The sequence below is a fragment of the uncultured Porphyromonas sp. genome (assembly GCF_938023125.1).
GTDB lineage: Bacteria > Bacteroidota > Bacteroidia > Bacteroidales > Porphyromonadaceae > Porphyromonas.
On record NZ_CALHDW010000018.1, the window covers coordinates 122,884 to 144,960 of the forward strand.

Sequence of the window (22,077 nt, forward strand, 5' to 3'; positions counted from 1 at the left end):
CTATTTAGTCTTGTGCGTACGCTTCCACCAATCATTGAAAGACTCTCGGGCAAATTTAGGCAGGTCACGAGCCTCTCCCCAAGCGTTAAGCCTATTGTAAATTAGGGGACGAGGCATCTTGTTTACAATGGGAGCCATACGGAGTGCTGTGTTGAAAAGCGAGGGTGCATCCATAAGAAACTTCATCCCTTTTGACATCCATTTCTTTTCGGGATTGGCTACTCCTAGGGCATCCATCTGCTGCCGCCATCGGTAGATTTGCTCCCCTAAGTCTATCTTCACGGGGCAAACATTACTGCACGAGAGGCAGAGCGAACAGGCAGATACATTGCCACTATAGCGTTTGGGGTCACGCAGCATACCTAGATTTATACCCAGAGGCCCTGGGATAAAGTAGCTGTAAGAGTAGCCTCCTGAGCGGCGATACACAGGGCACGTATTCATGCAAGCACCGCAACGAATACAGTGAAGCATCTTCTCGTGCTCTCGATTGGCAAGCATCTCAGTGCGCCCATTATCCACGATAATAAAGTGCAGCTCGCCCCCCTTCTGGGGTGTACGGAAAGAGGATGTGTAGGTAGTAGTGGGTTGTCCCGTGGCAGAACGTGCCAGCAATCGTGTGAAAACCCCTAGGGCTGATAGGTTGGTAACGACCTTTTCTATACCAAACGAACAGATATTGAGCTTCTGACAAGCCATACCCATATCGGCATTCCCCTCATTGGTGCAGACGACCACCTCTCCCGTAGAAGCCACAGCAAAGTTGCCGCCCGTCATTGCTGCGTCGGCATGTAGAAAGTAGTTACGGAGATTTTTACGGGCAGCATGGGTCAAGTAGGTAGGGTCTGAATTACCCTTTTCCGTGCCCATTTCTCGCTCGAATAGCTCGCCTACCTCCTCACGCTTAATGTGGATAGCTGGGAGTACAATATGGCTAGGTTTAGCGTGCATTAACTGCAAAATACGCTCCCCTAGATCAGACTCTACCACGTCAATCCCTCGCTCTAGAAGGTACTCATTAAGCCCACACTCCTCACAGAGCATTGACTTACTTTTGACTAGGCAATGCACCTTGTGGCTCTGTAGCAACTCGTGCACAATGCGGTTATGCTCCTCCGCATCAGCTGCCCAGTGTACCACTACTCCATTCTTCTGTGCATTCGCCTCAAACTGCTGCAGTAGCTCGGCAAGGTGCGTTATATTGTATCGTTTTAGGTCGTGCGCCATTTGGCGTAATTCTTCCCACTCGGGCACTGCATGGCTCATCTTATCCCGCTTCTCTCGTACGAACCATAGGGCTTGGTCGTGCCAAGCTACACGCGGACGATTCTCTAGAAACGTAGCCGCAGCCTTTGCATGTGATGTACTCATAGGTTTGCTGCTAATATCTCAATGGCATGAATGGTTTGGATGGATAGTTGCTCCCTATCTATTACTCCCTGCATGTGCATTAGGCACGAACTATCCGAACCGGTGATGTACTCGGCACCTGTCTGCATGTGATCCCGCACTTTGTCTCGCCCCATACAGGCAGAAACGGCTGGCTCTTCTACGGCAAACATACCCCCGAAGCCACAACACTCATCTATGCGCTTAGGCTCTACAATGGCAATGCCTTGTACCAGCTCTAGTAGGTTGCGTATTTTATTTTGATAGGGAACATTGCGCTCACTCGGGGTAGAAAGCCCCAACTCTCGCACGCCATGACAACTATTATGCAGACTTACACAGTGTGGGAAACGTGAGGGCAGCGAGGTCACTTTAAGGTCGTCATGCAAAAACTCTATCACATCACGAATCTTCCCTGGAGCCTGACACCGATGGTCTCCCTCGTGGAGTATGTGGGGGTAATTCTCCTTTACAAAGGCAACGCAGCTGGCTGATGGCCCAACGATTACATCGTGAGAGGCAAAAAGCTCCTCAAATCGCTCTGCCAAGTGACGGGCTTTAGGCTCGTAGCCTGCATTCGCCATAGGTTGCCCACAACAGGTTTGGTTTAGGGGGTAATGCACGTCTAAGCCCAAGGACTCTAACAGCCTATAGGTAGCAATACCTACCTGAGGATAGACTGCATTGACGTAGCAAGGGATAAATAATCCTACTTTCATTTGTATAACTCTTCTCTCTCAGAAAAGAAAGCTCCATCACCACTCTTGGAGGGAACTCTCCGCCTGCTTTCCAAAAAATCTTCGCCTATAAAGGCACCCAAAAGTAGCAAAAGTGTTGCAATAATGGTGCGGATAGAGAAGTATTTTCCGCCAATAAAAAGTTAGAATCCGCCCAGAAATGTCCGTCGTTGCAGGGTGAAATCTCGCGATTTCTCAGTCAGAATCGGAATAAAAAACAGCCTATATCTCAAGAGAAATTAGGCTGCAGACGAAGGAGAAATGCAGGGGCTCTACGTTGGCAGAGAGCCGCACCCCCTGAAACAAGTAACCCCTGCCTCTCACATACGGAGGGCAGGGGCCATTCTCAATGAAGAGAAATAGGATGGGGATTAGCGAGCTACACGCTCAAGCCACTTAACCATGGCCAACATGATTCCCATAGAGATGAGGCAGACAATAGCAAATACTGTCCAGCACTGCCAGAGGGGGATCTTGTTGTACATCAACGGGCCAATCCAAATAAGCAGGTTACCGATGGCAGTTGCACCGAGCCACAAACCTTGGCACAAACCCTGCAAGTGCTTGGGAGCCACCTTAGATACAAACGACAACCCTAGAGGCGAGATAAAGAGCTCTGCCACCGTAAGGAAGAAATAGGTAACGATGAGCACCCATGCTCCGGACTTCATGGCATTTTGAGCCGTATGGTCCATTGCGCGGAATTCGTCGCCCGAGGGGAATCCTTGGATCATAGACAAGATGGCCAAGAATACATAGGCAATGGCAGCGATAGCCATACCGATAGCAATCTTACGAGGGGTAGAGATGCTCTTGCCCTTGCGTGCGAGCGCCCCAAAGATGGCCATGATGATCGGTGTGAGTACAATCACGAAGAAGGGATTCACAGCCTGCCAAATTTCGGGGGGAATAGAAGAGGTTACGATAAAGTCGCGAGCAAAAACAGAGAGTGATTGTCCGTTTTGGTGGAAAGAGAACCAGAAGAAGATGGCAACACCCAATACAGCAAAGAGAGCATACAAACGACGCTTAATCTCAGAGGCCATAGCAGCCTTTTCTTCGGGTGTATAGTCTACTGCCTTTTGTGCTTCCTTCTTAGTAGGATTAGGCAATTGCTTCTTTGTTACAACGAAAATCACCATAGAGATAAGCATAGCAACAACCGATGCAATAAACGAGTAGTGCACCCCGGCGTTGAAGATGTCTAGGTATCTTTGGCAGAATTCAAGAGTAACTTCAGATCCACCAACTTCGGAAACCAACTTGGTGATATTGTCCAAATCTTGTCCTACCAAGTTGCCACCGGTATTGATAAACTTATGGCACAATTCGGGCAAACTTGCGTTGTAAGTCAAGCCATGAACTCCGAGCCACCAGCTTCTCAAAAGAGGTGCAACGAAGGGAGCAATGAGACCACCGATGTTGATGAAAACGTAGAAAATCTGGAATCCGGAGTCGCGCTTACCCTTAGCAAGACGGAGCGCTTCTTCTCCCTCTTTGGCAGCCTCGGTTTCCAAGTCGTCGTACATCTGACCCACAATGGCTTGCAGGTTGCCCTTGAAAAGCCCATTACCAAATGCGATGAGCAACAGAGCAAAGCAAGTGAAGGGGAGCAGCCAGCTGATGTTGTCGGATGTAGACATGATGGGGATAGAGATCAAGACGTACCCCAACGTCATAACGGAAAGACCTGAGATGATCGTTGCCTTATAATTCTGCGTTCTATCGGCAACAATCCCCCCAACAAGGCTGAGGATGTAGATCAATGCGTAGAAGACAGAGTAGATCACACCACTCGTGGTGTCGTCCAACCCAAACTTGGAGCAGAGGAATAGCAGTAGCACTGCGTTCATAATGTAGTAGCCAAAGCGTTCCCCCATGTTACTAAGGGCTGCCGCTACAAGTCCTTTCGGATGATTTTTGAACATACTGGTTACTAGGATTAATATGATTAATGATTTTGTATTTACACGTACCCTATGGCATGGGCATTGCTAGTGGATTGATACCAAGCAAAGCCCCCGTATCCGTATCAAAGAGGATGGAAAAGATATTGTCTTTGCTCTTCGGAATCTGATTAGCGAGCGAAGCCCGCGTGCCAAACTGAGTAATGGGCAACTCCGCCTCGGCAAGAAGGCGAGAGCCCTTATGGAGCCGAGCAGTAGCACTCCCCGGCAAGTTATATATGATACCATGCAACTTCCGCTCCTGTTTTGCCAGCTCCTCGGGGGAGAGCAAGGGGGCTCGCCGCGTTGCCTTCAGGTCTAGGGTAATCGCTTCGCCCTCACGGCTCGTTGCAGGCAGTAGTCCCACGACGGGAGAAAAGCGAGCGATGGTGCGGTGGTTTATCTCCTCCTCCGGCTCCACTTTGTAGTGTTGCGTAAGGGATTCTCTCTCCGTTGTCCCCACAAAAAGACGCTCCACTGTTGCAATTTGCCCCTCAAGGCGAGAAACAGCTAAGGTGTAGGCGTCTCCTTCACGGGGGGCAAACTCGGCCTTCCCCGAGAGCAGACTCATAAGATCTTCACGAAGGGAAAAAAGATGATTGGCGGCAATTTGAGCCTTCTTGGCACGCGATGTAGCCAAAGCGAACTCCCGAGGGAGCAAGGGATCTACGCCCTCTTGCCTAGGGGCAAACGGCGGAGATGCAACCTCCTCTTGTAGGGGCATAGAATAGCCGTTGATACCCGATAGTATTCCATTTTTGGTCAGCGAGACGTAGCTATAGGGCTGTGCTGCCTTAAACTCCACCAGGTAACTATAGTTTTCGTCGGGGACTCCCAACGAACGAACTTCTGCCGACTCAATCTCATACGATACGGTCAATTCGGTAGCCACTTTCTGCCCAAGAAGAAGCGGGGCATACTCCGAAAATTCTCCCGGAGTCACCGTTGTCTTTACAACCCTTAGAGCAATATCCAACTGGCTCTTAGGCAGGTAGTACACAACACCTCGGTCTTGGTATTCGGTAGCGGAGTAGCGCACGACATCGGTTTGCGCCCACGCCATCGTAGGACATAAAACGACGAATGCCACCAAGAGGGCGAGTTGCTGTAAAGCCTTATGCATGATTACCATTTGCCAAATTCGTGAGAACAAAACTAATCAATTCCCTTATATTGGCTAGCCTTTATGACAAAAAATCTCTTTTCACACCCCTCTAAAGGGCTCATTTCGTCTGATGCTGTGCCGAGAGCATTCCGCAGGCGGCGGCGATGTCTTCCCCTCGCGAAGCTCGTATCGTTGTAGGTACTCCCGCCCCGTTGAGATAGTCTGCAAAGCGTTGCATTCGCTCCTCTTGGGAAGAGGGCAAAGCCACATTAGGGATACGATGGTAACGGATCAGATTGATGTGACACTCGAGAGGACGGATAAGCCGCAGGAGTGCTTTGGCATGGGCGATATCGTCGTTAAGCCCCCCGAAAACGATGTACTCAAAAGTAAGTCTACGCTGCCCCGAGAAGTTATACTGCTTGAGCGTCTCTATCGTTTTCTCTATAGGCATGGCTCGCTCTATGGGCATCATCGAGAGTCGCTCCTCGGGGAGGGCATTATGCAAACTAATCGCAAGGTGACAAGAGCATTGCTCCAAGAACTTAGAAAGCCCCGGTTCCAATCCGATAGACGATAACGTGATTCTCTTGGGGCTCATGGCCAACCCCGAGGGATGCGTAAGACAGGCAATGCTCTTGAGTACGGCCTCCACATTGTCGAGCGGCTCCCCCATTCCCATATAAACGATATTGGTAAGCTTGTCACTATCGGGTATGGAGAGGATTTGATTTACAATCTCGGCAGGGGTAAGGTTACCCTTGAATCCCTGCTTCCCGGTCATACAAAAGAGGCAATCCATCTTGCATCCGATTTGGGAGGAGACGCACAGCGTAGCCCGATCCCCCTCGGGGATGTAAACACTCTCCACGTACTGCGCCCCATCTCCCACGGCAAAGAGGAACTTGCGCGTACCGTCTTTGGAGTCGGCTCGTGCTACAGGAGCCTTTCGCCCTATCGTTGCTTTCTCTTGCAGCAAAGCGCGGTGGCGAAGGGAGATATTGGTCATTTCGTCAAAGGATGTGACGCGTTTGTTGTAGATCCAATCTGCCAACTGCCGACCTGCAAACTTAGGCATCCCTATGGAGAGAGCAAAGCCGGTAAGCTCCTCGGGTAGCATCCCTAATAGGGTAATCATACAGAGTGAAAGGGGGCTAATCTACCAATTCAAAATCGATTTGCCGACGCTCAAAGTCGCTATGGATGGCACGTACGCGCACCGTATCTCCCAGGGTAAACTTACGTCTATACCGCCGACCCACAAGGGCAAAATTCTTCTCGTCGTAGTCGTAGAAGTCGTCATTAAGAAGTCGCATCGGCACTAACCCCTCACAATGCGAATGGGTTAGTTCCACATAGAACCCCCACTCCGCCACATTGGAGATAACCCCATCAAATACTTTGCCTAAGCGCGTACTCATATACTCTACCTGCTTGTAACGCACGGAGTCTCGCTCGGCTTTGGCGGCCACTTGCTCCTGATCGCTACAATGTTGAGCATACGCCTCGTACTCGGCTTGCGGCACACTGCCCTCGCCTGCCATGTAGCGCGCAACAAGACGATGCACCAAAAGGTCGGGATAACGGCGGATAGGCGAAGTAAAATGGGTGTAATACTCAAAAGCCAGCCCGTAGTGCCCGATATTTTCTGTACTGTACTCAGCTCGAGCCATCGTGCGTACAGCCATCGTTTGGATGAGTGTTGCCTCGGGCTTGTCTTGCGAAGCCTCAATCACGGCATTGAGGTTCTTGCTAATGGCGCTAGCCTCGGTAGCGTTTTTGAACTGGTAGCCAAAGCGACGAATAAACGCCCCCATCTGATTCAGTTTATCCCCATCGGGGAGGTCGTGGATGCGGTATATAAAGGTCTTGGCGTCCCCATTACTATTGCGTTGCTTTTTGCCAAACTCGGTAGCGACCGTTCTATTGGCAAGGAGCATAAACTCCTCAATAAGTTCGTTGGCTGTGCCATGAGGGCGAGCCATTACATCTACAGGACGCCCCTCGGCATCGAGTACAAACTGTACCTCCTGACTCGAGAAGTTGATTGCCCCTTGGGCAAAGCGACGCTTCCGAAGGAGCTGTGCGAGACTATGCAGTGAGAGGATAACCTCGGCATCGTCGCCCTCCTTCGTGTCAATCACTTGCTGCGCCTCTTCGTAGGCATAGCGCCGGTTGCTCTCTATGATGGTACGCCCAATACGATACGACTGCACCTCAGCCACTTCGTTAAGCACGAATACACACGAGAAGGCAAGGCGCACCTCGTTGGGGCGAAGGCTGCACAAATCGTTACAGAGCCGCTCCGGCAACATGGGGATCGTACGGTCTACAAGATAGATACTTGTAGCTCGCTCATAAGCCTCCTTGTCAATCACGCTCCCCGGGGTTACATAGTAGCTTACGTCCGCAATATGCACACCTACCTCCACAAGGCCGCCCTCTAACTTACGCCACGAGAGGGCGTCGTCAAAGTCTTTGGCATCGGCAGGGTCTATGGTAAGCGTGAAGACTTCTCTAAAATCCTCCCTCTTTGCCATCTCCTCACTGGGGATCTCTGAGGGGATCTGACGCGCAGCCTCTTCGGCCTCTTCGGGGTAGGAATAGGGGAGATCGTACTCTGCCAGGATAGCATGCATCTCGGTATTGTTGTTCCCGGCTGCTCCCAAGACCTCTACCACTTCGCCCGTAGGCTCGGGTTCTCGTGCGCCCCAATGTACGATTCGCACAATGGCCTTGTCGTTGTTTTTAGCCCCTGCCAACGCCTCTCGGGGGAGCAGGATGCGGCTATCGAGGGCACGATCTTCGGTATGCAGATAGGCAAAACCTTTCGTAATCACCACACGACCTACATAGGTAGAGCGGCGGCGCTGCAAGACCTCCACTACCTGCCCCGTGCGAGTGCGGCGCGCCTTGAGCGGGAAAAGAGCCACGCGCACTCGGTCTCCCGCCAGCGCATGCTCCGGATTATTTCTATCAGAAATGATAACCTCCGGGCTCTCATCGTCGGGCACCACCACGCAATAATTCCGGCGAGACTCGAAGACGCCCTCCAGCATTTCGGCGCCCACTTGGTAGCGGTAACGCCCAATCTCCACTTGTGTGAGCATACCCTGCTCTACGAGAGACTCCAGCGTACGCACCACAAATTGCTTCTCAGACATGGTGGTAAAGCCCAGACTTGCGGCTACGGACTTGTAGTTTACCACCTCGCGAGGGTGGCGAGTAAAATAATCTATGATGCTATCCACAATCTTATGACCCGAGAGACGCTTATTCCGTGCAAGCCGTTTAGTACCCGACTTGCGCGCTACTGTTTTGCGCCGTCCGGATGTCGTTGTAGATTTTGTTGACTTCTTTTTCATATTGCTTTGTCATATTACTCTGCCCCTCTCAGTAAGAGAGAGGGAAGGAGAGGGGGAGAATCGGTAAAAAGATCACTGCTCCGGGCGATACTTACCGCCCTCTTCATCCCCCAAAATACCCAAATAACTCACGTAACGTGAGGGGGCAATCTCGCCTCGCTCTAGAGCGGACAAGACGGCACACCCAGGCTCATTGATGTGGGTACAATTACCGAATCGGCACCCTTCACTTAGGGCAAAAAACTCCCGGAAATAGTGATGTGCGTTGCGCTCATTCATCTCCAACGTGCCAAAACCTTTGATGCCGGGAGAGTCGATAAGATACCCACCACCACGCTCTGCAGCAAGGGGAATCATAGCGCTATAAGTAGTGGTATGCATACCCGTACCATGAGCCAAACTGATGCTGTGGGTACGCAAAGAAGAGCCGGGGAGCAGGGCATTGATAAGACTACTCTTGCCCACTCCGGAGTGCCCGCTGAGGAGCACAATACGCCCGGCAATGTGCTTCCAGACCTCCTCCAGACCTATCCCTTCGGTTGCCGAGATGGAGAGGGTAGGATACCCCAAGGGAGTGTAAATCGCTTGCCACTCGGCTAGCCGCTTATTCTCCGCCTCTCCGTAGAGGTCTATCTTATTAAAAAGCAAAACAACGGGGATATCATACGCCTCCGCTGTTGCCAAAAAACGATCGACAAAAGTAAAGCTTGTCTCGGGTTGTATCATCGTAACCACGAGCAAAGCCACATCTATATTGGCCGCAAGTATATGCGACTCCTTAGAGAGGTTGGAAGCCTTGCGGATGATGTAGTTACGCCTAGGGCAGATCGCAGTAATGTAGTAGGGGTGCTCTAGATCCTCCCGAGTAGGCTGCAACTCTACCCTATCCCCCACTACTACGGGGTTGGTAGAGCGGATCCCTTTGAGCCGCAAATTCCCCTTAACGAGAGCATCACACTCTCCTCCGTCACCATCGAGTAGTACTCGACACAGATTGCCAACGCAGCGAAGTACGAGCCCTGTCATTCTAATTGTTAGACGTTAGAGAAGAAGCCTCGGGGGCTAAAGTTCCCTCATAGGAGGAAGGCTTCAAGCCTCTTGCCCCGCCGTTGCATCTCTAAGATCTAAATCAAACGGTAAGGATTTCTTTCTCCTTAGCGGCGAAAAGCTCGTCGCAGCGAGAGATATACTTATCGTGGAGCTTCTGGATAGCTGCCTCGGCATCCTTGGCCACATCTTCGGGAGTACCGTCTGCCTTTACGCTCTTCTTAACGGCATCTATGGCATCGCGGCGCGCATTACGCACGCTTATTTTTGCCTCTTCTACCTCACCCTTTACCTGCTTTACGAGCATTTTACGACGCTCTTCGGTAAGAGGGGGAATGCCAATGCGGATAAGATCGCCATTATTCTCGGGCATGATCCCAAGGGGAGAGTCGATAATGGCCTTCTCAATATCCTTGATAATCTTCTTCTCCCAAGGTGTAATAACGATAGTACGGGCATCGGGTACGGTCACGGTACCGACCTGATTGAGGGGAGTCATCGTGCCATAGTAAGACACCATAATGTCGTCGAGTATCTTGGGATTGGCTTTGCCGGCACGTATGTGTGCGAGCTTTTCGTCGAGGTACTCAATGGCATTTTGCATCCCTGCTTCTGCCTGCTGTTGATATTGCTTTACGTCACTCATATTTTCTATTGTTGGGGGAATGTGTATTTGTTAGTTATGTACAAGGGTACCTATCGGGTCTCCACCGAGTAGTTTGGATAGGTTGCCGGGGGTATCCATATCAAACACCATAATCGGGAGATTGTTCTCTTTGCAGAGGGTCATAGCGGTAAGATCCATTACCTTAAGATTGCGTGTATAGACTTCGTCAAAGGTTATTTCGTCGAAGCGTGTCGCTGTTGGGTCTCGCTCGGGATCGGCAGTATAGATACCATCCACACGCGTGCCTTTGAGTAGGTAGTCTGCCTTGATTTCCACCGCACGTAGGGCAGAAGCAGTATCCGTTGTGAAGAAAGGATTACCCGTACCACCGGCGAAGAGAGCCACATATCCCTCTTCTAGCTTTTCTATTGCCTCATGCGAACTGTAGAAGCGAGCCACCGGCTCCATGCGAATAGCCGTGTATACGATAGCCTTGCAGCCAATAGCCTTGAGGGCTGAGCCTAGAGCGAGTGCATTGATTACGGTGGCAAGCATCCCCATTTGGTCGCCCGTCGTTCGATCGAATCCACGTGCGGCGCCACTCATTCCTCTAAAGATATTGCCTCCGCCTATCACGATACCTATTTGGCAACCACGGGCTGCCTCTTGAGCGATCTCTTGGGCATAAGCGGCCAGTCTTGCATCATCTATACCATGACCGGAACCGGCGGCGAGCGACTCTCCGCTCAACTTTAGTAGTACTCTTCGGGGTTTCTGCATTGCTTTCTTCTCTTACAATTATATGCCACAAAGATAGCAATTGTTTTCTGCCCAAAGGGAACGTAGCAGACGGTACAGATTGCAGGTAGAAAGCGAATCAATTGGATGGAGAAAAAACCACAGGGTAAAACTTTTTCCGTTTCTGCCCGAAACAAAAATTTTTCTTGGGCAGAAATGCCCCTCTTTTTTGGCTGAAAAGGGGAAATTTTTCACCCAATACTTTCCTCGTTTTTTGGGTGGAAAAAATTCAAAAGACACCGGACTTCGTCCACGAAGTCACACAAGGTAAGAAAAAGAGAAGGAGAGCGACGGAGCAGCTACACGCCTTCGGAGAGGGTGACACTAGCCCCTCCCACTTGACCTTTGAAGGGAGGATACTCTTTCGTCAGCCGTACCATAATCCCCTCCACTTGGGGGAACTGCCCACGAATACGCCGCAAGATACGCCCTGCAGCATGCTCCAGCAGCTCCGAAGGGATAGCCATCTCCTCCTCCACAGCCGCATACACCTCGGCATAGTTAAGCGTATCTTGGAGTTGATCGGAGAGCGCAGCACGAGCGAGATCGACCGATAGCTCCAAATCTACAGAGAACCAATTGCCCACCTTTTTCTCCTGAGGGAGTACGCCATGGTAGGCATAGAAACGCATGGCATTGAGCGAGATTTTACTAGTCATTAAGAGGGATTTTTATACGAAATGTGGTGCCAATACCGACCTCACTGCGCAAGAGCGTAATACGCCCATGGTGATAGGTCTCGACAATGCGGCGAGCCAGCGACAAGCCCAAGCCCCATCCGCGACTCTTGGTTGTGAATCCGGGATTGAAGATGCGCCTGCGATGGCGAGGAGCGATACCGCGACCCGTATCGGTTATATCAATAAGGGCGACATGGCCCCTACGCTCTATGGCAATGGTGATTTCTCCCTTACCCTGCATGGCATCGACGGCATTCTTCACGAGATTCTCTATAACCCAGCTCCACAGAGCAGGGATAAGCATAACCGGCAGCGGCTCCGAGGGGAAGTCGTAAAAGAGGGTGACCCCACGGCTAATGCGCGTGGAAATATAGCGAGCGGAGGCAGCCACCTCTTCGGCAAGGTCGCATCGTTCGAAATGGGGTTCCGACCCTATTTTTTGGAATCGGTGCGCAATGGTCTGCAAGCGCTCCACATCCTTGTCCATCTCCACAAGCGACTCTTCTGCAATGCCCTCAGCCCGCAACAATTCGAGCCATGCTAAGAGAGACGAAATGGGCGTACCCAGCTGGTGTGCCGTCTCCTTCGAGAGGCCTACCCAAAGGCGGTTTTGTGCATTGCGCTTTGCCCACACGGCGGCGATAATCACGATGCCGACAAAGAGGATGAAAACAACGCCCTGCAGCCAAGGGAAGAGCGTCAAACTCTCCAGCGTAGAGCTATCCGAATAGTAGAGATATTGGTACCCCTCCGCACCCAAGTCTATGGCAATGGGCGGATAGCCTCCTCGCACTTGAGCCAAATAACGACTCAGGAACACCGAAGTATCGCGCCCCTCCGGAATAGAAATGTTGTTAAAAGAGACAATCGAATCCCTATCGGTCACGAGGAGTATAGGTATGGTCTCATTGCTTTGTATGATATGGAGCATCAGATTGAGGGCATTCTGCTCACCATCACTAGCGAGCCCCTCCGTTGCCTCCGCCCACAACTCCATTTTGGCTCGCTCGTCCGCCACCATCTTGCGGTGCAGTTGCTGCGATAGCACCACAGGCAGCGTAGCCACCGCAATAGCTAGGAGAGCCAGCAAGATATTGAGGGAAAGACTATAATGCTTCATACTGCAAAGTTAGAGTACAGCTTGCTTACTCCAGCGAATAAGCCCCACAATGGCCAGAACCGTATAGACGACAAAAAAAGCGGCCGTAATGTAGAAACCCTGTAAGAAGTAGAGCGTACAATAGAGCGCATTGGAGACAATCCAACAATACCAATTCTCTAGGAACTTCTTCGCCAATAGCCACATCCCCACAAAGCCACAGCAGGTGGCAATGCTATCCAATAGGGGATAGGGGCTATCCGTCAGGTAGGCAAAAAGAGGCAACAGAGCACAGGACAAAGCCACGACTCCCCCAAGAAGTGCGGCGAGAGTAAGCACCCGATTTTTTCGCTGTTGCCGTACAAAACTCCTAATTGCCCCTTCGTCTTCCGTAGTTTTTCCCTGCCTTGCCCAGAGCCACCAGCCCCAAATAGAGGTAATGAGGTAGTAAAGATTGACAATAATATTGCCGTACACCTTGCTCTGCCATGAGATATAAATATAGAACAAGGGGAGCAGTACCCCCACCCGCCAGAGCCACATACTTGCCTTTACCTCAAGTACAAGGTAGAGTACCCCGAGGGCAGCTGCTACAAGTTCGATAATCTGAATATAGTCCACAAGAAGTGAAAGGGTTAGGGATTTATACTTAGAATTTGGGAGGGAAGAGCCCCTCGATATATTGCTGCATCACCCCGCGCACCTTTGCTCTATTGGCACAACCATTGGCCAGAAGGGCTACAGCATACACCCGCCTCTGGTAGTAAAGATACCCGGCATAGGTCTGCACCCCTCTCATAGATCCGCTTTTGCAGTAAAGTTTAAGAGAAGTTCCCGGCATAAAACCTTTGACCGTGCCTTCCCGGCCCACCCTGGGGAGCGATTGGGCAAAGGCATCAAGCGTATTCCCACGAGCCTTAGTAGAGACGCCCACGAGCAAAGCTACCATATCTTGGGCAGATAGTCTATTGGCACGAGTGAGCCCCGAGCCATCGTAGAGATGCGCCTTTGGAGAGAGACGTACGCCCAAGCTGCTCAAGATCTCCTGCTCCCGAAGCCAAGCCTGCTCACTAGTGGCCCCATTCTCTTTTACAAGGGCTTTGAAAAGTGCTTCGGCATAGTGATTGAGACTTCGGTAGTTCATTTCTCGGCAAAGATCCCTCAAAGAGGGGGAGTAGTAACGCCCTATCAGAGTACGAGGATGAGAGGAAGACTCAAAACGCGCCTCCTCTTGCCCCAAGATTTCAACACCCTGCCCCTCAAGTGTAGCACGAAGCAAACGAGCTGCATGCAGAGGTGGATGCGGAAGATCTATAGCCACACGCACACTCTCTCTATTGCAAGGGAGCGTGCCCAATAGCGTGCGATGCTCTACAAGGTTGGTACCATCTCCCTCCCAACCCTGCGTTTTGCAGTTTACTTTTAGGCGATTGTCGAGCGTGAGTTGAACCCCTTTGGGGTAGGTACCTACAAGGCGGATGCTATCTTTTACACCCCCGGTTGCGAAATAGAGATCGAGCCAATTGTCGTACAAATTGAAGCCATACACCCCTGCGGCGTAGTAGTCCCCACGATCATCGGGAGCCCAACGGGGGTGAATGCCCATGCGCTCGAAGCGAGAGGCATCTATCACGATATTCCCCTCTATTCTGCGGATACCCTTTGCCTGTACGGTCTGGAGTACACTCTGCTGCCAGCGCTCTTTGTCTTGCTCAAAGAACTTAGAATCGATAGAGGGGTCTCCGCTCCCTATCACAAGTAGATTGCCGTAGAGCACTCCACCTTTCAGCTCTCCCTCCATGTACAATTCGGTACAAAAAGAATAGTCCGCCCCCAGCGACTCGAGTGCCGTAGCCGCAGTAAACAGTTTGGTAATGGAGGCTGGAGTACACATCTCCTCGGGGCGATAGGCAGCCCAAAGTGTATCCTGACTCACATCCTGCACCGCGAAAGAATAACGCGCAACTCCGGACTCTTCGCTCGCACGAACCAAGCTATCCACACGCGCCAAGGCAAGGGGATTAGGAGCAAACCCTTGAGCAGCAGACTGCCCTAAGGGGAGCGCCGCAAGGAGTAGAAAAAAGATATTTCGTAAAACCATAATGGATTGTGTTTATTGTAGGTATTCGAGCCGGGCAATAATAGCCCGTGCTGCCATTTTAGGATTGTCTTCTGTTGGGAAATAACGCCAAACAGGGTGTTGCCACGAACCCGTTTGACCACATTTGGCATACGCCTTGTCGTAGTAGACAAGGGCGAGACTAGCCGCCGTATGGAGGTCTCCTGCCTCTACAGCCTCTCGAGCTTGCGTAAAACGCTCTGCCCCCAGACGCTTGCGAATCACCCCAAAAGCGTGCAACAAAGCCTCCTTGCCCAGTACGCCATACTCGGCAACGATGCGCTCCACACGAGCCTCTCTTGGGGTAGCGTACTCAACAAAGGGTGCAGATTGCATCCTCTGCCAAAAGCCGGGCGTAAGGGCACAATGCCCTATCATTTCGCTCTCGCCCTCCACCCATACAGGTCTCTTGGGGTCTAGGGGCAAAAAGGCTTCGCCTAGGAGGTTCAAGAACTCCTCGCCCGAGGGCTGGGGCCGATCAGGATGCCCGCCAAAGACGGAACCGCGGTGCCGTGCCAAACCCTCAAGGTCTACCACCTGCTGACCGAGGCCGGCAAGCTCGCTCAGTACCTCCGTTTTGCCACAGCCTGTAGCTCCCCCCAATACGATAAGAGCGTATTGCAGAGGCTCCTGCATCATCTCCTGGTGATAGGCGCGGTAGCCTCCCTCCATACGATACACCGATAGCCCGGCAATAGAAAGGAGCCATGCAACCGCCTCGCTGCGCATACCTCCTCGGGCGCAATAGACGCCAATTCGCCCACTCTCGCCGGCGAGCTTCTTGACCTCCTGTACAAGGGAGTGCATTTTACCTCCTACGTACTCCAGCCCCAACTCCACGGCAGCATCTCGCCCCTCTTGAGCGTAGAGGGTGCCAACGGCAGCGCGCTCTTCGTCAGAAAAAAGGGGGAGCGAATGGGCTCCCAAGAGATGGGCTCGAGAAAATTCCCCGGGAGAACGCACATCCACGATGGGTACCTCCTCGGCACGCAAGGCAAGGATTTTTCTAGGCGAACAGGTCTCCAACATTAGATTTTGGATAGTCTCTGCTTAATCTCGTTGAGGCGATTGAGTGCTTCTAGAGGGGTCAGATTATTGAGGTCGATACCGAGGAGATCGTCTCGAATCTCCACGAGTAGAGGGTCTTCTAATTGAAAGAAAGAGAGTTGCACCAAGTCCTCACGAGAGGGGGCGGATGAGTGGTGGGTCGCTTTGAGTCCGGCCGTCTCTATGGCTTTCTCGGCGTCTGCCGAAGTGCAAGACTCCTCTTGGGCGTGCTCCTTCTCTAGGCATTGTAGCACCACCTGGGCACGCTCCACAATCTGCCGAGGCATCCCCGCAAGCTTAGCCACTTGGATACCAAAACTATGCTCATTGCCCCCTTCCTCCAACTTGCGAAGGAAGATCATGGTACCCTCAACCTCCCGAGCCGAAACGTTGTAGTTGCGTACACGCGGATGCTTTTTGGCCAGCTCGTTAAGCTCGTGGTAGTGGGTGGCAAAAAGGGTTTTGGGGTGGTGTGCCGGATGATTGTGTAGATACTCCACAATAGCCCACGCAATGGAGACTCCGTCGAAAGTGCTCGTACCGCGCCCCAGCTCGTCAAAAAGCACCAAACTCCGAGGGGTTAAGTTATTGAGAATGCTTGCAGCTTCTTGCATCTCTACCATAAAGGTAGACTCTCCCATGGAGATATTGTCGCTCGCCCCAACTCGGGTAAAAATGCTATCGACCAAACCAATAGAGGCCTCTCGTGCCGGTACAAAGCTCCCGATTTGTGCCATAAGGGTAATAAGAGCAGTCTGCCTGAGGAGGGCACTTTTACCACTCATATTGGGCCCCGTAACGATCATGATTTGGCAGTCGTTATTGTCCAAATGCACATCGTTGGCAATGTAGGGTTCGCCCTGAGGTAGCTGACGCTCAATTACGGGGTGGCGCCCCTCTTTTATATCTATCGCGAGTGAATCGTTCACCTGCGGGCAGCAATAGTTGTAGGCCTCCCCTACCTCTGCAAAAGAACGAAGCACATCGAGCATCGCAAGGAGATGACTATTGCGGAGAAGTGCCGTAACCTGAGGTTGAGCATCGTCCACCAACTCGGCAAAAAGCATCGTCTCTAGAGCAAGAATCCGCTCCTCAGCCCCCAAGATTTTGCTTTCGTATTCTTTGAGCTCTTCGGTGATATAACGCTCGGCACTCACAAGGGTTTGCTTACGAATCCACTCGGGCGGCACCCTATCTTTATGGGTATTACGCACCTCTATGTAGTAGCCAAAGACGTTATTAAAGCCCACCTTTAGACTTGTGATACCCGTACGCTCGATCTCGCGCTGCTGTAGGGAGAGCAAGTAGTCTTTGCCGGAGAAGGCAAGACTCCTCAGCTCGTCCAACTCTTCGTTGTAGCCCGTAGCGATCACTCCGCCCCTATTTACGAGGGGAGGGGCATCCGGATTTAATTCGTATCGAATGCGGTCTCTTAGTTCAGTACAGGGTGCCAACTCTTTCCCTAAAGCCTGAAGGGAGGGACAAGCACTCTCTTCTGCCACTTTTTTGATGGGCTCTAAAGCGGTGAGGGCATCGGCTAGGTGCACCATCTCGCGAGGCGAAATACGCTTCATAGATACTTTAGAAGCGGTGCGCTCTAGGTCGCCCATCTCCCTCAAATGCTCCTCGAGTACAAACCTCGCTTGGGCGTCGTCCACCAAAGCTCGTACCACCGACTGCCGCTCCTCTATCGCTGCAACACTCTTGAGGGGGAAGGCAATCCACTGACGGAGGAGGCGTGCCCCCATGGGCGTATAGGTGCGATCCAAAATATCTTTCAGACTACATCCCTCTGGATTCATCGTGGAGAGAAGCTCCAAACTACGTGCCGTAAAGCCATCAATACGCACATACTGCTCCTCATCTATGCGGTGCAGTGAGGTAATGTGCCCCAGTTCGTTGTGCTGCGTAAGGTCTAGATAATGCAAAATGGCTCCTGCCGCAGTGAGAGCGGACTCCATACCCTCAAGCCCGAAACCTTTGAAGTTGCGCACGGCAAAATGGCGTAGAAGTCTCTCTTGATTGTTGCTCGGGATAAAGAGCCAGTCGTCCGCCTCGAATATATAGGTGCGGTAGATGAGTTGACTATCGTAGAGAAGGCGTGTACTCCGCTCTACAAGGATCTCTTTGGGTCGGTAGCCTGCGAGTAATTTATCGACAAGGGCTGCATTGCCCTCCGTAGTGGCAAACTCGCCCGTAGAGAGGTCTAGAAAGGCAACCCCCATACGCTCTTTGGCAAACGAGACGGCAGCTACGTAGTTGTTTTCTTTGTTCTCTAAAACATTGTCGCTAACGGCAACCCCGGGGGTAACCAACTCTGTAATCCCTCGCTTTACCAGCTTTTTGGTTTGCTTGGGGTCCTCCAGTTGGTCGCAAATAGCCACTCGCTTACCGGCTCGCACAAGGCGTGGCAAGTACGTCTCTAAGGCGTGATGAGGGAACCCTGCCAGCTCTACATGCTGTGCAGAGCCGTTGGCCCGGCGTGTAAGTGTAATCCCCAAGATGCGCGAGGCCTCTACGGCATCCTCTAGAAAGGTTTCGTAGAAATCGCCAACCCTAAAGAGAAGTATCGCATCCGGATGCTTCCCTTTTATCTGCAGAAATTGCTTCATCAGAGGGGTCTCAACTACATTCTTTGCCACAACAATAACTCACTATATTACACTCTGCTAACGCCTTACAAAGATAGGGCTTTAGTGCCAAACTCGGCACCTCTGCCCCCACACCACCCAGGGCTCCCACACCTCATATCGTAACATCTCCCCTTAGATCATCATAAAGAGACCAAGGGGAGATGCACTATTTACATGAAGTGGATTTGTCCTCTTCAAAGAGGACAGAGACGAAAGCGTCTTACTGCTTTATAACATGTTGCATAAAACGTTTGCCATTGCAAACAAATTCGACGAAGTAATGCCCCGGAGCCAAGAATCTAAGATCTATGGTTTGATTGGTTTTAACCTTGGCATGATGATGCAATCTGCCACTCGGATCCTTGACAAACATCTCAATTTCCAGATCGAGCCATGAGTACTTACCCCCATCTTGATGATTGACAAATTCATTTTCGTGATTGATCCAACGTATTGTGGAGGTCTCTTCGAGGAATACAGAGGGGATTATGATGGGTTTGAGTCCGGCATCCTCTCCCTCCTTTTTGAGAGAAAGGACAAAAGGCTTGCTCCAATCGCCAACCCCAGCCTCATTCTCCAATTGTAGTTCTAGCTTAACCTGATCCCATCCTGACAGGTATTGAAGTGCGGGAACAAAAAGATATACCTTTGGCGTCCCGGGAACATTTTTAATAACATTCTCCCACCCTGGAGGATAACCGGGCCCTGCCACCGGAGGGTCTGGTTCGAAGTCATCTCCTCCGGGGAGGTACGGGAGTCCATCATCCCCCACTAAAGAGCCGGTCCAAGAGTTCATTTTACGCACCCCGCCGGTTTTAGGATCCTTTTCAAAGGCACCGACAAGCAACATCTTGTTCTCATTACCCGAGGTATTAACTACTCCATCTTTTGATTGTCCGACACGATTTTCTGTTGTAATGGGCTGTTTACTATCACTATATCTCCAGTGGGCATTCAAAATGTCTCCATGACCTTTCCACTTCACCAATACGGCAGGCATGGCATAGCGTAAGCACTGATTGTCACTCAATTTAAAAGTCATCGAGAGTTGTTTTATCTCGAAGTCATCACTATGTGGAGAACCATTATATATGGGGTGTACGACACTATCCACAATGGTGTGTCCATTTACCTCTCTAGTAGATTTTGCACACACATAAACCTTCTTGAAAAGATAGATATTTTGATAATTTGAGGGATCTACCAGACTAACAACTCTTGCAGAAGTTGCATCTAACTGATCTGTCATTAGATTGGGGTGGGCGTAGAACTCATAACGAGCATTTGCAAGGGGATTCTTGATCTTGACAATCATCTCTTTGTTAAGGACATTACTACCCTCAACCTCTACGTGGTAATCCTCCTCAAGCAATTCATTTTGCAATTCGCTCCGATAATGATTTAAGTATTCGTGCCCCGCAGAAGTATCTGCTTGAATACAGTAAAAACGGTCAAAGGGAGATTCTTTTGAGTCGCTTGCTAGAGGTGTATATAATGAACTATATCTCGGGATAAAGCCAATTGAGTTCGTGATATACACACCATATTTAACTGCGCCAATGAACCAGTTAAGAATACCTGATAAGAGTCCATCCCCAAAGGACAACTCTCTAGAAAGATATTTCTCATTGACGTTCATATTGGATTTAATCCCCAAAGTAGAACACACTGAGCGCTCTGAGACACCATATTCATCATACGGATAGTTAACACTCCACATGAAACCATCCAAGGGAGAATCGGTTGGGAGAAAGCCGAGTGCTTTCCTCTTGACCTTACACACACACTCGAACTCAGGATCTGACCGATTTATCAATCGAAGCTTTACATCAAGAGAGAGATCTGTTGTTTTGGGAATAATGTTTATATAGTGAGGAGGAGAAAAATCTTGTAAAAGACAATCTAAAAGCGCCTTGGGGATAAGAGGTCCTGCATGCCCCTTTCCTTGTAAATCTAATAATCTATTATCCTCTATCTTCGGGTATTTTGCCTCTTGAGAAGAATTACTAAAGGCAATATTGATCGTTTTGGTTGGTAATCCTAGCTCTCTATACTTTTTTTGAAAATCGAGATAAACCCTACGATCTTTCTCTCGTCCTTCTGCGATAACCATCTGACGAACAGCAGGAGCCTCTCGCAAAGCTTGCAAGTTGAGTACAGAAGTCTGGATTTTAGGATTAATGCTCTTTATAAGAGCATACAAGTGCGATTGGGGAAGTAATGGAAAGAAATAATCATAAGCAGCAAATACGGCAAAAGGAACAGTAGCTCCACAATGAGGGGAGTCCAGAGAGATATATTTCTTGGTATCATGATCTTCGTTTGCCAGCTCCATTTGACGAAGTGCAATGGCAGCGACCAACCCTCCCATACTATACCCCATCACAATGTTTTCAGCAGAACCCTCCTTATGCTCATTCACCCAACGAATAGCATCACGCATCAATTCTGCATTCCGCCAAATATCATCTGTCGGGCAATTGTAATCCAAGTAAACTATGTCAAACCCTGGAAATGGGTTCTTCTTTTTAGAATACAGTGTTATATTCATAAAATCATTTAGAGTACAATTCTCTTGAAGCCCTAGATTTGAGACTTCAAAACCCTCTGCAATGATCACAGGCTTTCTCAGTTTTCGAACCGTTGGATCTGCATAACAAATCTGAAGAGTTCCCCCTTTATGCACTCTGCGTTTTGAGGGAATAGGCACTTCGTTGTGAATGTAATTCGTTGTACTTGACCCGGACTTCAGTTCTTTGGGAAGAGCTATTTGTATATTTGTCTGACTCTGCAGAGAGCGTCCATCTTTGAGTCTGATCTGAAAAACGATACGATGAATCCCCTCCCGTTGGTAATGATGAGAGACGGGTTGTGAGGGCTTAACCTCCTTAAAAGGAGCATTTTCTTCAAAGCGAATTCTTATGTCTCTGATTTCACCTTGCATATTACTCCAAATTAAATTGGGCGGTAATACAAATGACACATCATAGGTATCCCAAACCACTCGCTTGGGAGCTAAGGAGAAGACCTCTCGTTGTTGGTATAACCGTTGTGACGATGGCTTCATAAAAGATAGACTATTGCCATTTCGTTTGATCAAACCCTCTTGATAAGCTTGCTCCCGAAGCGTACTATAACGGAAGAGTAATAAACTCAAGCTTTCGTTGGGAGCTTTTTTCATAATCGACAAATAGCTCTCGGGAGACATATCCTTGAGCATATCATCTCTAGAGGAGGCAAGAGACAAATAGAGCATCGCTTGAGAGGAATAGTCGGAGTAATTACTATCCCTCAATACTCCATCATAGGCATCAAAGGGGAGGAGCTCCACGGCTCGCTCGGCAAGTATCCCCGTGGGGATCTTACTAAAGTCGAGTCCTTGTAATGGTGCATCTAGATTGCATCTTAATTTTGCAAAATCTTGGGCATTAATTGCCTGGATTACAAAGAGCAGCAAAATAGCAACTGATAGTATTTTCTTATTCATAACATTAGTTGTTTGTAT

16 protein-coding genes are annotated in these 22,077 nt (G+C 50.2%); all 16 read right to left on the reverse strand.

Annotated features, from left to right (window positions below):
• The 16 genes from Q0090_RS06655 to Q0090_RS06730 all read right to left on the reverse strand — a co-directional run bounded on the left by Q0090_RS06655 (position 1) and on the right by Q0090_RS06730 (position 22,059).
• Complete coding sequence (locus tag Q0090_RS06655) at positions 1–1,371, reverse strand: LUD domain-containing protein (protein ID WP_297948975.1); 1,371 nt, start codon at positions 1,369–1,371, stop codon at positions 1–3.
• Positions 1,368–2,108 (reverse strand): (Fe-S)-binding protein, encoded by a 741-nt coding sequence (locus Q0090_RS06660; protein ID WP_297948977.1) that lies wholly within the window; start codon positions 2,106–2,108, stop codon positions 1,368–1,370. The genes Q0090_RS06655 and Q0090_RS06660 overlap by 4 nt, the downstream gene beginning before the upstream one ends.
• Before the next feature lie 389 nt (positions 2,109–2,497).
• Positions 2,498–4,054, reverse strand: a complete 1,557-nt coding sequence (locus Q0090_RS06665) for a peptide MFS transporter (protein ID WP_297948979.1) — start codon at positions 4,052–4,054, stop codon at positions 2,498–2,500.
• Positions 4,055–4,103: 49 nt separating this feature from the next.
• Positions 4,104–5,204, reverse strand: a complete 1,101-nt coding sequence (locus tag Q0090_RS06670) for a DUF4831 family protein (protein ID WP_297948981.1) — start codon at positions 5,202–5,204, stop codon at positions 4,104–4,106.
• Between the two features lie 91 nt (positions 5,205–5,295).
• Positions 5,296–6,315: a 23S rRNA (adenine(2503)-C(2))-methyltransferase RlmN gene (gene rlmN / locus Q0090_RS06675; RefSeq protein ID WP_297948984.1), complete on the reverse strand. Its 1,020-nt coding sequence runs from the start codon at positions 6,313–6,315 to the stop codon at positions 5,296–5,298.
• Positions 6,316–6,331: 16 nt separating this feature from the next.
• The gene (rnr, locus tag Q0090_RS06680; RefSeq protein WP_297948987.1) at positions 6,332–8,542 is read right to left on the reverse strand and encodes a ribonuclease R; all 2,211 of its coding nucleotides are present in this window, start codon (positions 8,540–8,542) and stop codon (positions 6,332–6,334) included.
• A 72-nt stretch (positions 8,543–8,614) separates the two neighbouring features.
• Entirely contained in the window at positions 8,615–9,568 is a 954-nt protein-coding gene (rsgA, locus tag Q0090_RS06685) for a ribosome small subunit-dependent GTPase A (RefSeq protein WP_297948989.1), read from the reverse strand.
• 103 nt (positions 9,569–9,671) lie between these two features.
• A complete protein-coding gene (frr, locus tag Q0090_RS06690) occupies positions 9,672–10,235 on the reverse strand; it encodes a ribosome recycling factor (RefSeq protein ID WP_297948993.1) in 564 nt (187 codons plus the stop codon).
• Positions 10,236–10,265: 30 nt separating this feature from the next.
• Complete coding sequence (gene pyrH / locus Q0090_RS06695) at positions 10,266–10,976, reverse strand: UMP kinase (RefSeq protein ID WP_297948995.1); 711 nt, start codon at positions 10,974–10,976, stop codon at positions 10,266–10,268.
• Between the two features lie 317 nt (positions 10,977–11,293).
• On the reverse strand, positions 11,294–11,653 hold the full coding sequence (gene folB / locus Q0090_RS06700) for a dihydroneopterin aldolase (protein ID WP_297949002.1): 360 nt from the start codon (positions 11,651–11,653) through the stop codon (positions 11,294–11,296).
• On the reverse strand, positions 11,646–12,794 hold the full coding sequence (locus tag Q0090_RS06705; RefSeq protein ID WP_297949005.1) for a HAMP domain-containing sensor histidine kinase: 1,149 nt from the start codon (positions 12,792–12,794) through the stop codon (positions 11,646–11,648). The genes folB and Q0090_RS06705 overlap by 8 nt, the downstream gene beginning before the upstream one ends.
• 9 nt (positions 12,795–12,803) lie before the next feature.
• Positions 12,804–13,394, reverse strand: a complete 591-nt coding sequence (gene pnuC, locus Q0090_RS06710; protein WP_297949009.1) for a nicotinamide riboside transporter PnuC — start codon at positions 13,392–13,394, stop codon at positions 12,804–12,806.
• Positions 13,395–13,422: 28 nt separating this feature from the next.
• Complete coding sequence (gene dacB, locus Q0090_RS06715; protein WP_297949013.1) at positions 13,423–14,874, reverse strand: D-alanyl-D-alanine carboxypeptidase/D-alanyl-D-alanine-endopeptidase; 1,452 nt, start codon at positions 14,872–14,874, stop codon at positions 13,423–13,425.
• 12 nt (positions 14,875–14,886) lie between these two features.
• Complete coding sequence (mnmH, locus tag Q0090_RS06720; RefSeq protein WP_297949017.1) at positions 14,887–15,921, reverse strand: tRNA 2-selenouridine(34) synthase MnmH; 1,035 nt, start codon at positions 15,919–15,921, stop codon at positions 14,887–14,889.
• A complete protein-coding gene (mutS, locus tag Q0090_RS06725) occupies positions 15,921–18,581 on the reverse strand; it encodes a DNA mismatch repair protein MutS (protein WP_297949021.1) in 2,661 nt (886 codons plus the stop codon). The genes mnmH and mutS overlap by 1 nt, the downstream gene beginning before the upstream one ends.
• Positions 18,582–18,792: 211 nt before the next feature.
• A complete protein-coding gene (locus tag Q0090_RS06730) occupies positions 18,793–22,059 on the reverse strand; it encodes a hypothetical protein (RefSeq protein WP_297949022.1) in 3,267 nt (1,088 codons plus the stop codon).
• Positions 22,060–22,077 lie beyond the last annotated feature (18 nt).

Coding starts and splice junctions, on each gene's coding strand:
- Q0090_RS06655 (WP_297948975.1), bottom strand. CDS start 1,371: ATGAGTACATCACATGCAAAGGCTGCGGCTACGTTTCTAGAGAATCGT.
- Q0090_RS06660 (WP_297948977.1), bottom strand. CDS start 2,108: ATGAAAGTAGGATTATTTATCCCTTGCTACGTCAATGCAGTCTATCCT.
- Q0090_RS06665 (WP_297948979.1), bottom strand. CDS start 4,054: ATGTTCAAAAATCATCCGAAAGGACTTGTAGCGGCAGCCCTTAGTAAC.
- Q0090_RS06670 (WP_297948981.1), bottom strand. CDS start 5,204: ATGGTAATCATGCATAAGGCTTTACAGCAACTCGCCCTCTTGGTGGCA.
- rlmN (WP_297948984.1), bottom strand. CDS start 6,315: ATGATTACCCTATTAGGGATGCTACCCGAGGAGCTTACCGGCTTTGCT.
- rnr (WP_297948987.1), bottom strand. CDS start 8,542: ATGAAAAAGAAGTCAACAAAATCTACAACGACATCCGGACGGCGCAAA.
- rsgA (WP_297948989.1), bottom strand. CDS start 9,568: ATGACAGGGCTCGTACTTCGCTGCGTTGGCAATCTGTGTCGAGTACTA.
- frr (WP_297948993.1), bottom strand. CDS start 10,235: ATGAGTGACGTAAAGCAATATCAACAGCAGGCAGAAGCAGGGATGCAA.
- pyrH (WP_297948995.1), bottom strand. CDS start 10,976: ATGCAGAAACCCCGAAGAGTACTACTAAAGTTGAGCGGAGAGTCGCTC.
- folB (WP_297949002.1), bottom strand. CDS start 11,653: ATGACTAGTAAAATCTCGCTCAATGCCATGCGTTTCTATGCCTACCAT.
- Q0090_RS06705 (WP_297949005.1), bottom strand. CDS start 12,794: ATGAAGCATTATAGTCTTTCCCTCAATATCTTGCTGGCTCTCCTAGCT.
- dacB (WP_297949013.1), bottom strand. CDS start 14,874: ATGGTTTTACGAAATATCTTTTTTCTACTCCTTGCGGCGCTCCCCTTA.
- mnmH (WP_297949017.1), bottom strand. CDS start 15,921: ATGTTGGAGACCTGTTCGCCTAGAAAAATCCTTGCCTTGCGTGCCGAG.
- Q0090_RS06730 (WP_297949022.1), bottom strand. CDS start 22,059: ATGAATAAGAAAATACTATCAGTTGCTATTTTGCTGCTCTTTGTAATC.